This is a genomic window from Sphingobium sp. V4 (assembly GCF_029590555.1).
Taxonomy (GTDB): domain Bacteria; phylum Pseudomonadota; class Alphaproteobacteria; order Sphingomonadales; family Sphingomonadaceae; genus Sphingobium.
Genome location: NZ_CP081002.1, coordinates 878,156 through 894,426 on the forward strand (window position 1 = coordinate 878,156; position 16,271 = coordinate 894,426).

Below are 16,271 nucleotides of genomic sequence, written 5' to 3' on the forward strand. Positions count from 1 at the left end.
ATAATATTTGACGGGAAGCGTATTTCCCCCAAAACTTGAACCATCGGAATGTGCATGGGTGCTTTGAGACGCGATCAGCGAGGTCCTGATGAGCGCATCTCAAGGCAACGCCTTTGACGAAGGGGCGTCGATACTAGCCGAGGTCAAGTCGATCTCAGGTCGCCGCATTGAAGAACGGCGCAGGCGCCAGCGCATTACACAAGAGCAATTCGCCGCCATTGTCGGGATCGGTGTGCGATGGCTCAGGGAAATCGAATCGGGCAACCCGAAGTCCCGGATCGATGATCATATCGCCTGCGCCCATGCCCTCGGGCTTTCGTCGGCGCATCTCCTCATTCCCATGATGCTTCTGGAGCACCATATGCACGTCCCCAGGCATTTCTTCCTCGACGACATGTTCGAAATGGAACGGCTTACAGTCGAGTTCATCGCAAGCCTCATCTGCGAACCTTCCTCAAGCCCAAAGGCGGCGGTGGCGGATCGGCTGGACAAGGCCCCTCTGCATGAGGAGCCTTTGATGGCGCCGGAGACCGTCACCGCCGACCGCATCTATCGGGAACTCAAGCAGTTGATCCTGAGCGGAGAGCCGCCTCCGGCAGCGCCGCTGGTGGTGCAGGCCCTGGCGGAACGATATGGCACAAGCATCGCGCCGGTGCGCGATGCGCTTCATCGCCTCGTCGGCGAGCGGCTGGTATCGGTGCAGGGCGGGGGCGGTTTCGCCATGCCGGCCATGACGCGGGTGCGGGCCTATAATCTTTATAGCTGGCATGCCGATATCGTGCGCGCGGCCCTCAAGGTCATGGTGCGATTCGAACGGATCGGGCCGCCGCCGCCCTTCCTTGATGACGACAAGCTTGATTCGGTCCGGATTGCGGATGCCACTGCGGAACTTTTTACGCGGATCTGCGCCTGTTCGCCCAATGATGAGCATCTCGATGCGATCATCATCGTGGGCGAACGTCTTCACATATTGCGGCTGTGTGAAGAGGTGATCAGCCGAAGGGCACAGGAATTGCGCATATTGTGGAGCTCTGCCTGTGCGGGAAACAGGCGCGAAACCGGCGCCGCCATTTCCCAATATCACAAGCGCCGGCTGGTGCGGGTGGAGCAGATCGTCAGTACAATGCTACTCGCGTCGATTGCAGACTGAGTTTTCGAGGCCTGAAGAACAGGGAATCGACGTCACAGCCTTCCCACTATTGCAAGCTTATAAGATGTCAGAATGGCACCTTATAAGTTCGGATATAAGCGCATCCTTTCATAGCATCAGTCCTGCCGCAAAAGTTGCGGTGACATGATGGAGATGAAGATGAGCAACATCCACGCGCATGAAGACAGCGTCGTCGATTTCGGCGTCGCCTCGATCGAAACCCAGGGCGCGGCGCTGGACGATTCCGACAATATCGGAGGCCAGGTTCGCCAGCTCGGCATCGCCGACGACTGACAAGAGGACGCGCGTCCCTGTGGCGCGCGTCTTTTGCCATCGGCGTGAAGTGTCGGAGGGCCAGCATGGGATACAGGTTGAGGGACGGGCTTTCCTTTTGCGTCACGGGCAACCGGGCGATCTTCCTTGACGTTGCGGCGGATCGCTATTTCGGGCTGCAACCCGAAAAGGATCTGGCGTTTCAGCGGTTGCTCCAGGGCAAGGCTCCAGGGGCGGCGCTGGCTTCGCTGGTGGGAGGCGGCATCCTTGTCGAGGATGAGGGCGCCGCGGGCTTGCCGCAGCCGGTCACCGTCGCGCGCGCGACGCGCGAGCTGGCGCTCAATCTCGACGCTGCATGTTGGAAATACCGGTTTGCATTCCTGTACGCGCATATCCGCGCCATCGCCCGCCTGCGCTTCTGCGATTTCGGCACCGTCGTCGAGCAGATCGAACGGCGATCGCGCGCGGCGGACGTCAAGGCGACTGCCTCGCAACGCGAATGGACAGCTCTGGCATCCTCCTTCGCCGCGGCCACCTGGCTGCTCCCGCGCAGCGGGCAATGCCTGCCCCGATCGATTGCATTTTTCGAGGTTCTGCTGTCGACCGGATATCGGGCAAAGCTCGTCATCGGCGTCAGCGCATCGCCCTTTTCCGCGCATTGCTGGGTCCAGGCCGATGACCTGGTTTTGAACGACCGCCTCGAACATATCCGCCCCTTCGAACCGATCCTGGCCATCTGATGCTTGGTCGATATCTGATCCTGCTCGGTTGGGGCGAGGACGGCCTTGCCCATGACCCGCGGGCGATCGCGGAGCGGACCGGCCTTCCCGCCTGCGGCAGCGTGCCCCAAGGTCGGCTCTGGGCGAGCCCTCCCGATCTTGTCCTGCCGCTTGGCAGCCGAGAGCATGTGGTCGTCGGCACGCTGTTTCCAAGGCACGGTCCCGCGTCACGGGTTACGCCGCAGGACCGACTGGCGCTGGAGGAACTGTCGGGCTCATCCGCCCTGTCGGTTCTCAAGGAGCGCTATTGGGGCGGCTATGTCCTGCTTGGCCGCGAGGATGGCGTGGTCCGTCTCGCACGCGACCCGGGCGGAGCCATGCCCTGCTATTTTCTGGAATTGCCCTTGGGCTGGGCCATCGCGTCGGACGCGCATTTGCTGGTTGATGCGGGCTTCCTGAGGCCCCGCATCGCCTGGGACCAGATCCCGCGCTATCTGGTTGCCAAGGACTTGCCGAGTGCGACGACCGCGATCGATGGCGTGCAAGAATTGCTGCCGGGAACATCCGTCGCCCTGACCCCCGGTGCCGCCGGGCTGTCATCCTTCTGGTCGCCCTGGGAACATGTAGAGGAGTGCGCGGGCTGGGACAGCGAACGTGAAGCGGAGCGGTTGCGGCGAACGATCGATCATTGCGTCGCTGCCTGGGCTTCCACCTCGTCCGATATTCTCTCGACCCTGTCGGGCGGGCTCGATTCCTCGATCGTGGCGACCGCACTGTCGCGGACCAGGACGCCGTTCCGGTGCGTCACGCTGGTGACCGAAAATCGCAATGGTGACGAGCGGGACTATGCGCGGGTGATGGCGTCATCGGTCGGCGTCGATTTACTCGAGGCGCATTATGACCATGCCGATGTCGATCTTGCGCGATCGGTCGCCCGGCATTTTCCAAAGCCGATCGGACAGATCCACGAGGTCGCCTATCACGCCCTCGTCATGCGCCGGGCCGCAGGTTGTGGTGCTGACGCCGTTTATACCGGGAATGGCGGCGACAATGTCTTCTACAACAGCAGTTCGGTCCGGCCCTTTTTCGATTGTCTCCGGGCCAGGGGAATCGGAGCTGAGGCCTTTTCGACCCTGCGCAATATCGCGGTGGTGACCGAGACGCCGCTGCCCTCCGCGATCTGGGCTGCGGCGCGCTCCATCGGTCCGATGCGGCAGGCTTATAGCTGGCGCCGAAATATCGAGGCGGTGGCGCAGGACGTCATCGCGGACATGAAGCCTGACACGCTTCAGCACATCTGGCTCTATGAGCAGCAGCGTAGCCGTCCCGGCAAGGCCGGACAGGTCGCCTTTCTCTTGCGGGTCCAGAATCACCTGGAAGGCTATCTGCGCGAATATGGGATGCCGATGATCAATCCGCTCATGTCCCAGCCGGTGGTGGAGGCGGCGCTCGCTATCCCGACCTGGAAGATGGTCGAGGGCGGGCGCGATCGCGCCCTTGCACGCCGAGCCTATCATGATCGCCTGCCGCCGCTGGTGAGGGATCGTCGGCGCAAGGGAAGCCCCGGCGGTTTCGCCATGGAGGTGCTGAGCCGCAACAGCGCAGCGGTGCGCGAGCGGCTTCTGGATGGCGAACTCGCCCGCCGGCGGCTGGTCGACAGGCAGGCGATCGAGACTGCGCTTGGGCGTGGTCCGGCCATGGGGCTTTCCTATGTCCGTCTGCTCACCCTTCTTGATATGGAAGCCTGGATCGCGCACTGGAACGGCAGGCGCAGCGGATAGCGGATTGTGAGGTGCTACTGGCGCTGCGCGGGCTCCACGGCGCAATCTTCTCCACCGTCGGTCGATCCGGTGCCGTCAGGCTTTGCGGATCATCCGGGGGTCATAGAGCCATTTACGCACCTTGCGAGCCGTGATCCGTCCTGCGTCCGGGTGCGCGGGATTGATGAGCAGATTCTGCTCCTCGGGCACGATGACCGAGGGGACGAGCATCAACGCCGTGCGCAGGGACTGCGCCCATGCCGACCCGAACGAAATGCTGACTCTGCCGGCCGGCTCGGCATCCCAACCGACCGCCAGACTTCCACCCGTGGCGAACTCCGCCGCAGCCAGCATGTCGTCGGGTACCGCGATTTCGACAAGAAAGCGGTTGAGCGGCAGCCCTCCGCTATTGAGATGGACGACGGTTTCAAGGCAGGCGAGCGCCCGGTTGCTTGCCGCATAGACAAGAGCGATGCCGACGTCATTCCAGCGGCCGCCCGTGATCTTCGCGCCGGCGCCCGTCATGTCGTCGGCCTCATAGGCCTTGGTGTCAGTGGCGATCCTCCAGAAGCTCGTCGTCACGCAAAGGTGCCGCTCTGGATTTGCGCCAATGTGCGGGAGACCAGCGCCTGGCCTTCCATCGTGTCGAGCAAGTCGATCGGGTTCACGCCGGCAAGAGCGGGAAGCGGCTGCCGCAGCCAGGTCGAGAACCATTCGGGTGCATCGAACCCCTCGGCATCGCCCGACTCCTCGACCATGTCTTCAAGCTGGCCGACCAGTTTGGCGAGGCCGAGCACGCGTTCGCTGTCTTCGGTCGAAAGCGGCTGGTTGTTCGCCGCCTTCTTGTTCACCGTTGCGGTCTTGAGGTTGAGCGCGTTGAACATCACTTTCTGGTCCACATGCAGCGCGACGATGAAGCGCTTCAGATCGCGGGCTGCCACGCCCTTCTTGATGAATCCGATCCGGTCGACGGGCGACGCCCGATAGAGCGCCTTATAGGCGAAAGGCGGTGGGTTTTTTCCCTGCGGCTTGCGGCGGCCAACCTCGACTTCGGACATGGCAATGCTCCTTTGAGCATTTATATGGCGCCTTTGAGCATTGTCCGCAAGGTTGCGTGTCGGGGAGGGCGGGGCGATGGCGCGCCGTCAGTGGCCGCTCGCTCCCCCGTTTCCACCGTCGGCTGCGGTGCCCTGAGATTGCCGCTGCATGTCCGCCCATCGCGCCACTTCATCGGCATCCTGCCCCGGACCGCTGGGTTTCTTGCCTCTCAGCCAGAAATCGAACCATAAGAGGTTTCGCCGATAAATGCCGGCCCGGTGAGCGGGATGGCGCTTGATATGGACCTCGTCGGGAAACACATAGAGATCGACCGGGCGTCTGGCGGCTTTGAGCGCACGGACGGCTTCGAGGGCGACGAGATATTCGCCGTCCGCCGCTTGCATGAGGATCGGGAAGGCGACGCGGGAGGCGTTGCGCGTGAGCGAGATGTCCGCCCACATTTGAGGCTTGTCATCCGGTGATGCGGGCCAACCCAGCCGCTCATAATTGGCCTGGAGGGAAGACCCCAGCACCCATGTCTGGGAGGGTTCCCAGCAGCAGCCGCTCACCGCCGCGGCCTTGAACAGAGTGCTGTGAAGCGCGGCATATTGAACGGTCGTCGAGCCATCGCTGAGGCCGGTAATGCCGATCCGCTCGGGATCGGCGATGCCGGCATCGATCAACTGCCGGACCTTGGTTTCATAGGCTGACAGGATGCTTCGCCTCTCGTCGAACCCCTCATTCTGGCGCCGCTGCCGTTCGATCGAGGAAAGGCCCAGGCCAAAAAGCGGCGAGCGTGGCCGTTGGACGGTGAGAACAAGATAGCCTTCGCGGGCGAAGAGCTGGACGGGATATTCATCGCCCGTCCCGCCGCGCAGGAAACCCCGGCTCTCATATTGGACGACGATCAGCGGATATGGGCGGCCTTGCTCATAATCTGGCGGGTAGGTGAGGTCGCCAAAGCATTCTATGCCTCGGTCATTCTTCCATTGGAGCCGCTCGACGCGGCCGAGCGACAGCTTGTCGAAGGCTGGATTGGGATCGAACAGCGCGGAGGATCTGCCTGTTTCAAGGCTGATGCGATCGAGATAGCGGGGCCGGGTCGAACCCTCGCGACCGCACAGCACGTCATCCGCGATCGGCGTGCAATCGATGAGCAGGTCGGAGGTCGCGTAGAGCCGGCGCGGCTGGGCCGAGCCGATCGTCCATTCATAGATGGCCATCTCGCTTCTCGCCCAGCCTTCGCGCCGCACGTAGCGAACGGCGCCCTTCACGGAGAGCCACGGCATCCCTTCGACCTGCGCGCAGGTCTCGCTCCCGCAGCGAATTTCGCTCGCCCCCCTGATTGCCGCGACATGGTCGACGCCATTGGCATCCCGAACGGTCTTGGGGCGGACGGCTCCTTCGGGTTGGCTGGGCGCAACCGGTCCGTCCAGCCATGCGACCTCGGCCTGGGTGGCGGCCCGGACAGTGCCGTCGGCGAGGCGGATGGCCTTGTACAGATAGGATGGCCGACCCTTGGGGAAGGGCCGGGTCGAGGCGAAAGGAAAGTAGCGATCGTCATAGTGGAACCCCGATCGCGATTCCTGTTTGAGGGCCAGGAGCTGCGCGGCTTCATCCCGGACCTTGTAGATGACCATGGCGCCATCAGCGCTGAACTGGAAATCCGCAATGTCCTGCGGGTCGGCGCCTATGGTCCGGGCACCGCGCTGGGCATCCCACAGGCGAAGCTGCAGCCGGCCGCCGACAAGCTTGAGATAGGCCAGCATCCTGCCGTCAGCGGACCAGCGCGGGGTGATCAGCTTGGTGATCCCCGAGGAAAATCCATTCGTTCCATAGAAATCCTCGAACCGGAAGAAGGCGACGCCTGGTCCGGCATCGATCAGGCGCGCAGCCCCCTTGCGATCGATGACGGTGATGCCGGTGCAATAGCTGTCATTCGCGACACTGGCGCGCCGGACACCGACCGCGACCTTTCCGGTGCTGGGCGACAGGGTAAAAAAGGGACCGGATTCCATCGCTGCATTCGGTCCCAGGTCGAGTGTCTCGATGAGGTCGCGATCAGTGACCGGGCGGGGGCGGGTGAGCGACGTGCTCGGCTGCAGGAGATGCGCGCAGTCTTGTGATGCAGGTGCGGCCGGGCCTGTGGCCGCACCTGCCCCGGATATGCCCATGACAAGGGATATGAGCATTACCAGGCCTTTGAGACAGTGAAGCTGATGAGGCGCCCGATGCTGGAATAGTTGGTGGCGTCATAGGTCGGATTGGTGGCGGTGGCGCGGATCGCCGAAGGCTTTTCATTGAGGATATTCTGGCCCGAGAGCAGGAAGGACCAGCCATTCCAGAGGCCGCTCCCCTCCGGCTGCCAGCTCAGCGTGGCATCGGCGGAATGAAAGCCCTTGACCTTGAAGGTCGTTGTCGTGCGCCGGTCTTCGGTGCCGCCGATATAATTATAAGCCAGGGTCGTGCCGAAGGCTCCGCGCCGCCAGCCGGCACTGGCCCGGCCCCGCCAGTGGGGCGGATTGAAGATTGTGCCGGCCCGGACGATCGTCGGCTGGCTCGCGCTCAGCCTCTGATCGCTCTTGAGATAGCTCCCGCTCGCCTCGAGATGGAACTGATTGTCGCCGTCAGAAAATTCATAGGAGGCGGAGGCATCGACGCCACGGATATGTTGGCGCGCGGCGTTCTGAAGCTGGTTGAAGATGATAGCCGCCAGATTTGCAGGGTCGTAGACGCCGCCGGTCTGGTTCTGGACGCCCAAAGGGAGGCCGCTCGTCGCCGCCAGAACCTGCTCCAGGGTCGGATTGAGAAGGATGAGATCGGTATATTCGGCTTTGAAGGCCTGGGAACTGTCGGCGATCGGGCGGACGACGCGGTTCCTGTAGCGGACATCGAAATAGCTCGCTTCGAGCCGCAGGCCGGGCACCTTGTGTGGTTTGAGTTCCGCAGAGAGGGTAAGGGTGGTTGCCTTTTCCGGCTCCAGATCCTTGCTGCCGCCGCTGATCTGGAGGACGTTCCGGCTAGTGGGCGGCGCGGGGAGATAATAAGCGGGGAAGAGGAGCACGCCCTGCCGGACGGTGTTTTGCTGGCTCAGCGTCGGCGCCTTGAACGATTTGCCCCACGCGCCCTTGAGCGTGAGGTCGCCGATCGGCTGATAGCTGATGCCGATCTTGGGTGTCGCGAGCCCGCCTATCTCGTCGTAGCGCTCATAGCGGACGGCGCCTGAGAGTTGGAGCGACCGGATGAGGGGAACCGCGTTGCGATCCCCGACCAGGGGCAGGAAAAGTTCACCATAGGCGAAGGTCGCCGTCTGACCATCGCTATAGTTGAGGAGGGAGGTCGTCGCCGTCGCGGTGATCCGCCTGATCGACGCTCCCAGACCGTTGGAACGAAGGCCGGCGCCGACGGCAAGGCGCGCGTCGCCGCCGGGCAGCGCGAACAGCGGACCCTCGCCGCTGAATTCGGCGGACCAGAGATCATTCTTGTAGCGGACGTGGTTGACGGCCGAAGCGCTGCCTCCCGAATAGATTTCGGCGGTGATCTTGCTGTCGCTGACGGCGCGCGTCGCGCGCGCTATGACTTCCCATCCGGCCGGCAGGCGGAACTTGGCCGACGGACTGATGGAGTAGCCTTCAATGTCGGGACGGCTGATAACGCCGCTCTGCCGCACATCGAGCGTCGCGCTATAGGGGAGGGCCGCGACCGATTTGTGGCGGTTATAATGGGCGTCGATCTCGAACTCGACGACATCGGCAAGCGTCTGATGGCCTGCCAACACGGCGCTCACCTGCCGCTGCGAGGGCAACAGGGTCATGCTGGATTGGCGCGAACGCATATAGGAGCGTTGCGAAGCGGTGACGTCGGTCGCCTTGCTGAAATCGCCCGCAATCATGAACCCGCCATCATTCCAGCGGCGGCCGGTCACCGCGCTATATTGCTGCTGGACATCCCCGCCATCTGTGGCCGCGCCCAAGCGCGCGCTCGTCAGCAGACCGTCATAGTCCCGGCGCAGCAGGATGTTGGCGACGCCGCCTACCGCGTCTGATCCGTAAAGGGCCGACGAGCCGTCCGCGACAATCTCGATACGTTCGATGGCGGCCAGGGGTATCGCGGAAATGTCGATCCCCTGGCTCACGGCATCGTAGGCGACCCGATGGCCGTTAAGCAGCGTCAGCGTGGCGTCGGCACCAAGGCCGCGCAGATTGAGCGTGGAGGATGAGGTGGTGTTTTCCGAACCGGTCTGGATGCTGGAAATGACCCCCGGATTTTGCCCGCCGCTGAAATTCTGCGGAATGGTGCGCATATAGGAACCAAGGTCCGTATAGCCCGATCCCTGAATTTTCTCTCGCGACGCGGCAATGACCGGGGAGGTGGGCTTGGCGCCCCGGATGCGCGATCCGGTTACGAAAAGCTGATTGTCCGCCGCGCCCTCTACCTCTTCGCGCGACGGCGCTGCTCGCCCCCGAAGGGTGATCGTGCGCCCCCTGATCTCGGCGGTGAGTCCGGACTGCGCAAGCAGCGCCGCCACTGCATCCTCGACCGTATATTCTCCCGAGAGGGCTGGTGCCCGGCGGCCCTTGAGGGACTTGGGATCGGCGACGAGCTGATAGTCGCTCGCCCGGGCGATGGCGCGCAACCCTTCGCCGAGATCCTGTGCCGGCAGATCATAGCTGTGCCTGATCTCCTGCGCCGACGCATCCGGCGCCATCATGCCCAGGCAAATCGCGGCGCTCCCCAGAAGCGCGAACTTTCCCGTACCCATTGTCTGCCCCTTTTTCGAACCGCCCCTTTGTGAGGCTCAGTTCAAAAGACGGGGCAGTTCGGGATTGAAGCTGTGACAGCAAAATTATTTGTGGGCCGTCAGGATCAGACGCTTCTCTTTCGAGCGATCGATGCCGAGATCGAGAAAACCGCTGATCGCTTCGGCCACCCGCTCAATATCCCGGATATGGATGTCCGCGAATATCTCCCGGTCGCCAAGGCTCGGCGGAACCAGTTCGATCTTGGTCTCGCTGTAGCTGTTCGCCTCGACGATCACTTCCCGGATCGGTACATTGTCGAAACTCTTCACGCCGCTCACCCACTGCTGGTCGGACCTGCGAGCAGGAATGACGACAGATTGAGGGGCTTGTCCACGGCGCAAGGCCAGAATTTGCCCTGGTCGCAGCAGCAATTTCCCGCCCGCGCTCTTCCCCTGGGGCGCAAATTGCACCTCGACCCCGCCTTCGATCAGATGCACCGCGACATTGTTCCTGTACAGCACGTCGAAGATCGTGCCTGTCGCGCGGACCTCGAGGCCTCCTGCACGGACGAAGAATGGCCGGCTCTTGTCATGGGCGACGACAAATCTTGCGCGGCCGCGCTTGAGCACGATCTCGCGGCGGGCAGATGTCATCGAGACCGACATGGCCGTGTCCGTGTCGAGGACGACCTGGCTGCCATCGGCCAGTTTGAGCGATCGCACTTCTCCAAGCTTCGTGACGAGCGGAGCGGCCACCTCGTCATTGTCTGCAACGTGGGGCGCGGGGGCGTTGAGTAACTGAAAAAGAGCGGCTGACGCGATGAGCCCACATAGAAGCGATGCTGCGGCCACGGCCGGGACGGCCCTGGTCCACAACGGTCGCGCGACCGGCGGACGCGCAGATGGAAGGTCTAGCAATGCGCCGGCCTCTCCGGCTTCCTGCACATCGCTCAGCAGTCCGAGATAGAGATCGTATCTCGCCGGCTTCTCCGCGATCCAGTCGGCGAGGGCCTGTGCATGGCGCTCGGGTTCGTCAAGCATCCGCAGCACCCATTTCTGGGCAACGCGCCGGTCCCGGGCCGTGACGGAAGCGCGGCCGTCAATCATCGTCCGCGCTGCGGTGGTGCGTGATGAGCTTGATGGCCTTGAGCATATGCTTTTGAACGACCCAATGCGGGACTCCAAGATCTGACGCGATCTGCCGGTAGCTACAGCCTTCTAACCGATTGAGAAGGAAAATTTCCAGGGTGCGGGCCGGAAGCTGCTGGAGGATCGCGGTCCAGCGTGCCAGTTCCTGTCGGGAATGCAGGTCTCGATGAGGGTCGTCGGTCGAAATCGCATGGTAACCGTCCTCCAACTGCGTCGATTGCCGCGCGAGGCGTGTCGATCCGCGTTCGGCATGGTCACGCAGAAGGTTGGTCGCAATCCTTGTCAGATAGGCGCGCGGGCTGCCAAGCGCAGGGTGAGGGGCTGTTCGCACGAAGCGGGCGAGGGTTTCCTGACTGAATTCGTCGGCATCCGCCGGATTTCCGAGCTGACGGGTGAAGAAGCGCATCAGGCGAGGTCGCTCTCGTCGATAGAAGTCGGTGAAGCTGAACCGCTCGCCGTTATCATTGCTCACAATCTGAAGATCGATACTTCGACCTTCGCTTTTGCCCTGGCCCATTCGTCGCACCTATGTCCACTTGGGGCGACGGCCAAAGCCGGATGTTCGAAACCTGCTATGCACAGGCGCATGCGCCTTTACCGTCGCCGGCTGGACATGCGCGCATGCCACCCGGCCCCAGTGAAACTGTGACCGAGCCTGCATAGAGGAGGTTTCGACGCCCCGCTTCCGCGCTTTCAGCGGCAGCGGGTTTACCTTGCCGGATTGAAGGAGATCTTCAACCTAAAAGATTGGCATTGTGACGTTTATGTGTCGGCGGTACGGTGGCGCAGGCATAATTCTGTCCCGTGGTGGAAGTCTGCGCTCCGCTCCTCAGCCCCGTTAGTGATAGCCGCGGCCGCCAAAACCAGTCTGGTTTGAGGCAAGGACGGGGACCTTTCGGCCGGTTCCACAAGGGCAAGGATGGGGACGTTTTGCTCGGTCCGCTTTGGAGCACAGCTACCCAGTAAACGGACGTTCGAGAGGTTGTGCCGAATGGAAAACTCGTGACAGCAATCCATCCCATCCGAGTCATCCCGCCAGCGTGTTGACGTTCCCGGAAGCTGCCGTTCGCGGAAATCTGGCATTGGCCAATGTGAAAAATCTGAGCGTTTCAAGTTGGCGCGGTGAGCACGTGTCACGACAATGTGCGGGGATCACTCGCGCTGGGAGGCTGGCTTCAGACCGCGATGCCTATTGGACTGGCAGAACCTGAAAACGTTCCTTGTAGCCGGGCAAGCATGTACATCTGCGCGCCTGTTCAAGTCCGATCACGGAGATCACTTGATCGGCGTGATCAGCCGCGATCCGCATTCGTCCTCGGTATAATGCATTGTACAGTGCCTCGGCCGCGGCGTGTTCTCCGAGTTTGCTGACGACCGTAGGGTGGCGAATGAGGTTCAGCGACCAAGCAGGCGACTGTTGACCCATTATGGTAAGCGCCCTCGCGCGGCCCTTTCGCTCGTCGATGACGGGAACGAATTCGCGCGACTGAGCTATTGCGATGGTTGCGGCTTCTCCGTCATCCAGCGAGGGGGCTACGACGACGAGTTGCGTGAACATCTGGTACTCGTCGTCGGTCATTTCGATCCGTTCGATGAGGCCCAACGTGCATGCCTGGGCAAGAAAATCGCGCTCTCCGCTAGATTTACTACTCTGCCGGTCCAGTTCATCGGACACGATGCCTGGCGTGGCCAGGCGGAAGGGAAGCGCCGCAAGGACTTCCACCCCATGACCCGAGGCATGAAGGTTGATCACAACGCTTGTGTCGAGGATGAGCGAGGTGCCATGCGCGATCCCCGGATCAAAGTTCGCCATCGAGCTCGCTCTCTTCAAGTTCGATCTGGTCGATAATCCCACGCAACTCCAACCTGTCGATGCGCAGGAGATCCGCCAGTTGGCCTTCTGACATGAGATCGCGTTTCCACGCAGCGTGGGCCATAAGGCTCAGGCGATGGGACACTTGGCGCTGCGCATCGGTCCTCGCCGGGTCGGGGCGAGATCCCGCTTCTCCTAAGACGTCCCGGACATGGTCCTCGGTAATGCCCCCGTTGTCCTGAAACCAGGCCCACGTTCCCTTATTTGCGAGGCCGAGATCCTCGAGCCGGAGAACACATGCCTGTCGGGAAATATTGTATTCCTGAGCAAGTAGAATGATCAGTCGGCGGGTGACCTTACCCGTAATCTCCTTCAGGCGGCGAAAACTCTCTGCAAAGCTCTCGGCTGGAGCGACAAATGCGCGGCCAAAGGCGTTGGCGTAGCGCTCTTCGCGGGAGAGAAAGCGTTCATTTTCCTCAAGGACCTCCGGATTGCGGCGCGTACCGATGAAGTGTCCGAGTTCGTGTGCAGCCGATTGGATACGCCGTGGAAGGGGATGGCTGGCGTTCAGGAAAATGCACGCCCCCACATCCTCGTCGTACGTGAACAGACCGGCGATCTTCGACGAGGGAGACAGGCAGCGCTGATAGAGCCGGATACCGAGGCCCAGCTCAATGACCGAGAAAATGTCTGCGATAGGTCCCGGTCCCAGCCCGAGCCACTTGCGCAGGTCCTCGGCGTGCCGTTCTGCGAGTTCGACGACATCGCCTTGATCGATGCCCCGTTCCGGTGGGTAATTCGTTTTCCTTCGGATACCGAGGACATTCTCGATTTCGATATCGGCCTTTATAAGGTCGTTCAGCACTCCAATGGCTTGGAGGGTATGTTCGTCTTCGGATTCCCGTAGCCTGCGGAACCGGGGTATGAGGTTGGTATGGACAGCTTCACGGCGCAGCAGCGCATTGACGGACATGCCATAGAGTTGCGCGAGCTTCTGGATTTCTTGAATTCTGACTTTTCGAACGCCCTGTTCAATCGATACAAGCGTTGGCCTCGACGTGCCGATAGCCTCGGCCGCACGCTCCTGCTTCACTCCGGCAGTCTCGCGGGCGAGCCGGAGCCGCCGACCAAGTTCCTGCGCGCTGATTTCGACCAGGTCAGTCATTGAGGCCTCCCAACCACTTTAGAAGGAAGCTTTGCTCGCCCCGGGAAGCGAGGAATGCGACCCATTCGTCGGCATGCTGCTTTAATAATAGTCTCAAATTTTTGTTCGTTTCGTTGTTCGTTTCGCCCAGAGCGGTCGCCACTTCCGATACATGGACGCGAATTTTCCCGTCGTCCCAAACGGCCATTTCTGCCAAATCCTGGAAGTGGCGAACGCCGGCGGTCCCGTATTCAATCATGATCTCCCGGTCTACCTCGCTCGCGATGGTCGCTAAGGCCTCTGCGGCAGAAGGGGTGCCGAGATCGGAAATGACGTAGGCACCGTCGTGTTCGGTTACGCCGGCTGCGTACAGACTCATGCGGCGAAGCAGGCAGGCCGCGCACAGGCCGCACTGTTTGCGGCCGCCGACATTGACGATACTCCGTTGTTGCCAGCAGGAACGGGTGTTTCTGAGATGGTCATCATCCCGCGAGGGAAGTGCCAGAAACGCTTTGAGGGTCTGAGCCTTGGTGGACCACAGGCGAGGCTGCTCAAATCGGACTCCGCTACCCAGCGAGAGGTCTAGAAATTTTTCCATCAGTCGGAAGAAAACGGGATGATTGCGATAATCGCGGTAGACGCCGTAGGGAGGCAGAAATGCTGGGCCAAGTGCGCCCTGTCCGCTTTCGGGAACGACCACCCGTTCGATTTTGGCTAGATGTGCAGCGACCGCCGTGATTGCCGCGAATTGGAAACCACGCGAGCGAAAGCTGCTTTCCCGGCCACGGCTACTGCGGACCTTAAATGGAATCCTGTCGAAATGACTATCTCCATCGGCCCTACGCTGACGGTTGCCCGACACACGGATGCACAGCACTTTTCCGGCGGGGTCGCACAGCGAGGCGACGGCGCGAGAATCCAGCCCGTCGCTATAGGCGATGGCGAATTTCCATCGCTCGTCGAAAACGAGCGGGCGCTGCCTGCTGCCTATTGGCGCATGGGAATTCGCCTCGCGAAAATGGAAGTGCCATCTATCTCCGGTCAGCTTTGAAAGCGTAGCCTTGAGTGCTTCCTGGACATCGCCGCGGTTCCAGCGCTTCAGATCGATCACTGGGATCGAGAGTTCGAGTGATCGCTTCCAGGTTTGTGGCCGCTTCCATCGCCTGTCTGCCAGTTCAATCGCGGCGCAGATTACAAGGAGGTCATAGTGGCAAGGCTCGAATCCTTTGACATTGTAGCGATCGAGGCCGGATGGATCGAAAACGATTTCGGTTCCGATTTCCGCGACAATTGCGCCGATCGGCGGTTGACTGATTGCATCATCGCCGTGCTCGGCCACAAAGAGTCGTTTGTTCATCGTGGCAGGGCCGCGGCGGGAACGATTCTCAGAAGTCTGGACCATCGTCCGTGCCCACCTTTTTCTTAAGGCCTACTGCAAAAGCACGCCGATCGCCCATTTCCAGAGCATTTGCGATCTTAGCTGCGTCAATCGCGGCAAAGGTGTCGCGATTTCGCGCGAGCGCCGTTGGATATTCGGCCGCTTTCATGTCACCGAGTTCGCGTGCTTCGATGCAGTGTACGTCCAGCCGGTTCTTTGAACTCGAGATCAAATCCGCAGCTATATCGGTCAGCGCATTGTCGATGGCGGTAGCGAGAGGAGTCTGACTATGCAGATTGGCCATCAGATTTCTCGCAAGCTCGTCGGTCAAGCAACCGCCATCGTGCTGTTCGATAATGCGCTGGATCGAGCCCAGAGGATCGAAATCCAGCTGCAGCCGATTATCGTACTCCCTGAGCGCCGCGACCAGCATTGCGATTTCGCCGAGATCTACATTCGCGAGCATGGCATCGCCTGCTCGAGCTACACGTTCATCTAAGCTTTTCGCATCGTTGACTAAGTCTTCCCCGTAGCGCTTCCATCGGGCATTCAACGGCATATTTCGGAATGGTCCATCGGTCATGCGCCACCTCCATTGTCAGAATTAATATGACATAATCTGACAATGTCAATTATAGTATGGAAACATCTGACATGAACGGCGTTCGTTCGACATAAAACTTTGAAAATATTGTTTTATTTTTTCGACCTAAATAGGGGGCGGGCGGCAGAAAGCCACGAGTGAGATGCTAGCCGCGTAATATCGAGAGCGATGGCAGCGACGCACCACTCTCAGTCTCCCAATGATCGCTTTCCGCTTTTTGAACAGGCTTTTCGTCAATCAAATGAAAGCATATCGCTTCGGTAGTACCGGGAATATCAATGAGGAATCTTCCCAGCCATAGATTTTTCACCGGAGTAATGCTGCCGCGACCATAAAGAACAGCGGTATAAATGCCAATAAAATGATCAGAACACCGCCTAAAATAGGGTGTCCACCGTTCGCGTAAATCCGCGCAATCTCAACCAGAGCGTCCCACTTCCACTTTGTCATAACCACAAAACCTCACGCACCGACTGCTTAGCAGTCGTTGTTGGTGCCGCCT

General features: G+C 61.0%; 15 protein-coding genes. 4 read left to right on the top strand and 11 right to left on the bottom strand.

Annotation, left to right across the window (positions count from 1 at the left end; all coding sequences use genetic code 11):
- Positions 1 to 154: 154 nt before the first annotated feature.
- On the bottom strand, positions 155 to 361 hold the full coding sequence (locus K3M67_RS22005; protein WP_502958910.1) for a hypothetical protein: 207 nt from the start codon (positions 359 to 361) through the stop codon (positions 155 to 157).
- Between K3M67_RS22005 and K3M67_RS19765 the strand changes: the two genes are divergently transcribed.
- From K3M67_RS19765 to K3M67_RS19780, 4 genes are all read left to right on the top strand, one after another.
- Complete coding sequence (locus tag K3M67_RS19765) at positions 362 to 1,150, top strand: GntR family transcriptional regulator (protein WP_285833738.1); 789 nt, start codon at positions 362 to 364, stop codon at positions 1,148 to 1,150.
- Positions 1,151 to 1,309: 159 nt separating this feature from the next.
- Positions 1,310 to 1,444, top strand: coding sequence for a benenodin family lasso peptide (locus tag K3M67_RS19770; protein WP_285833114.1), 135 nt, complete (start codon positions 1,310 to 1,312; stop codon positions 1,442 to 1,444).
- Positions 1,445 to 1,509: 65 nt separating this feature from the next.
- Positions 1,510 to 2,163 (top strand): lasso peptide biosynthesis B2 protein, encoded by a 654-nt coding sequence (locus tag K3M67_RS19775; protein ID WP_285833115.1) that lies wholly within the window; start codon positions 1,510 to 1,512, stop codon positions 2,161 to 2,163.
- Entirely contained in the window at positions 2,163 to 3,923 is a 1,761-nt protein-coding gene (locus K3M67_RS19780) for an asparagine synthase-related protein (RefSeq protein WP_285833116.1), read from the top strand. The genes K3M67_RS19775 and K3M67_RS19780 overlap by 1 nt, the downstream gene beginning before the upstream one ends.
- Positions 3,924 to 3,998: 75 nt before the next feature.
- Here the strand turns inward: K3M67_RS19780 and parT are convergent, their stop codons facing one another.
- The 10 genes from parT to K3M67_RS19830 form a co-directional block, all read right to left on the bottom strand.
- Positions 3,999 to 4,484: a type II toxin-antitoxin system Prs ADP-ribosylating toxin ParT gene (gene parT, locus K3M67_RS19785; protein WP_285833117.1), complete on the bottom strand. Its 486-nt coding sequence runs from the start codon at positions 4,482 to 4,484 to the stop codon at positions 3,999 to 4,001.
- Positions 4,481 to 4,960 carry a type II toxin-antitoxin system Prs ADP-ribosylating antitoxin ParS gene (parS, locus tag K3M67_RS19790; RefSeq protein ID WP_285833118.1) on the bottom strand — a complete coding sequence of 160 codons (480 nt, stop codon included), beginning with the start codon at positions 4,958 to 4,960 and terminating at the stop codon, positions 4,481 to 4,483. Before parS ends, parT begins: the two co-directional genes overlap by 4 nt.
- An 87-nt stretch (positions 4,961 to 5,047) precedes the next feature.
- Complete coding sequence (locus tag K3M67_RS19795) at positions 5,048 to 6,958, bottom strand: Atxe2 family lasso peptide isopeptidase (RefSeq protein ID WP_285833119.1); 1,911 nt, start codon at positions 6,956 to 6,958, stop codon at positions 5,048 to 5,050.
- Positions 6,959 to 7,131: 173 nt separating this feature from the next.
- On the bottom strand, positions 7,132 to 9,702 hold the full coding sequence (locus K3M67_RS19800) for a TonB-dependent receptor (protein ID WP_285833120.1): 2,571 nt from the start codon (positions 9,700 to 9,702) through the stop codon (positions 7,132 to 7,134).
- Between the two features lie 84 nt (positions 9,703 to 9,786).
- Positions 9,787 to 10,788, bottom strand: a complete 1,002-nt coding sequence (locus K3M67_RS19805; RefSeq protein ID WP_285833121.1) for a FecR family protein — start codon at positions 10,786 to 10,788, stop codon at positions 9,787 to 9,789.
- Positions 10,781 to 11,347, bottom strand: a complete 567-nt coding sequence (locus K3M67_RS19810) for an RNA polymerase sigma factor (RefSeq protein ID WP_285833122.1) — start codon at positions 11,345 to 11,347, stop codon at positions 10,781 to 10,783. Before K3M67_RS19810 ends, K3M67_RS19805 begins: the two co-directional genes overlap by 8 nt.
- Positions 11,348 to 12,019: 672 nt before the next feature.
- Entirely contained in the window at positions 12,020 to 12,643 is a 624-nt protein-coding gene (locus tag K3M67_RS19815) for a PIN domain-containing protein (RefSeq protein WP_285833123.1), read from the bottom strand.
- On the bottom strand, positions 12,630 to 13,808 hold the full coding sequence (locus tag K3M67_RS19820) for a helix-turn-helix domain-containing protein (protein WP_285833124.1): 1,179 nt from the start codon (positions 13,806 to 13,808) through the stop codon (positions 12,630 to 12,632). Before K3M67_RS19820 ends, K3M67_RS19815 begins: the two co-directional genes overlap by 14 nt.
- Positions 13,801 to 15,144 carry a 7-cyano-7-deazaguanine synthase gene (locus K3M67_RS19825; protein WP_285833125.1) on the bottom strand — a complete coding sequence of 448 codons (1,344 nt, stop codon included), beginning with the start codon at positions 15,142 to 15,144 and terminating at the stop codon, positions 13,801 to 13,803. Before K3M67_RS19825 ends, K3M67_RS19820 begins: the two co-directional genes overlap by 8 nt.
- Before the next feature lie 28 nt (positions 15,145 to 15,172).
- Entirely contained in the window at positions 15,173 to 15,748 is a 576-nt protein-coding gene (locus tag K3M67_RS19830; RefSeq protein ID WP_285833126.1) for a hypothetical protein, read from the bottom strand.
- Positions 15,749 to 16,271 lie beyond the last annotated feature (523 nt).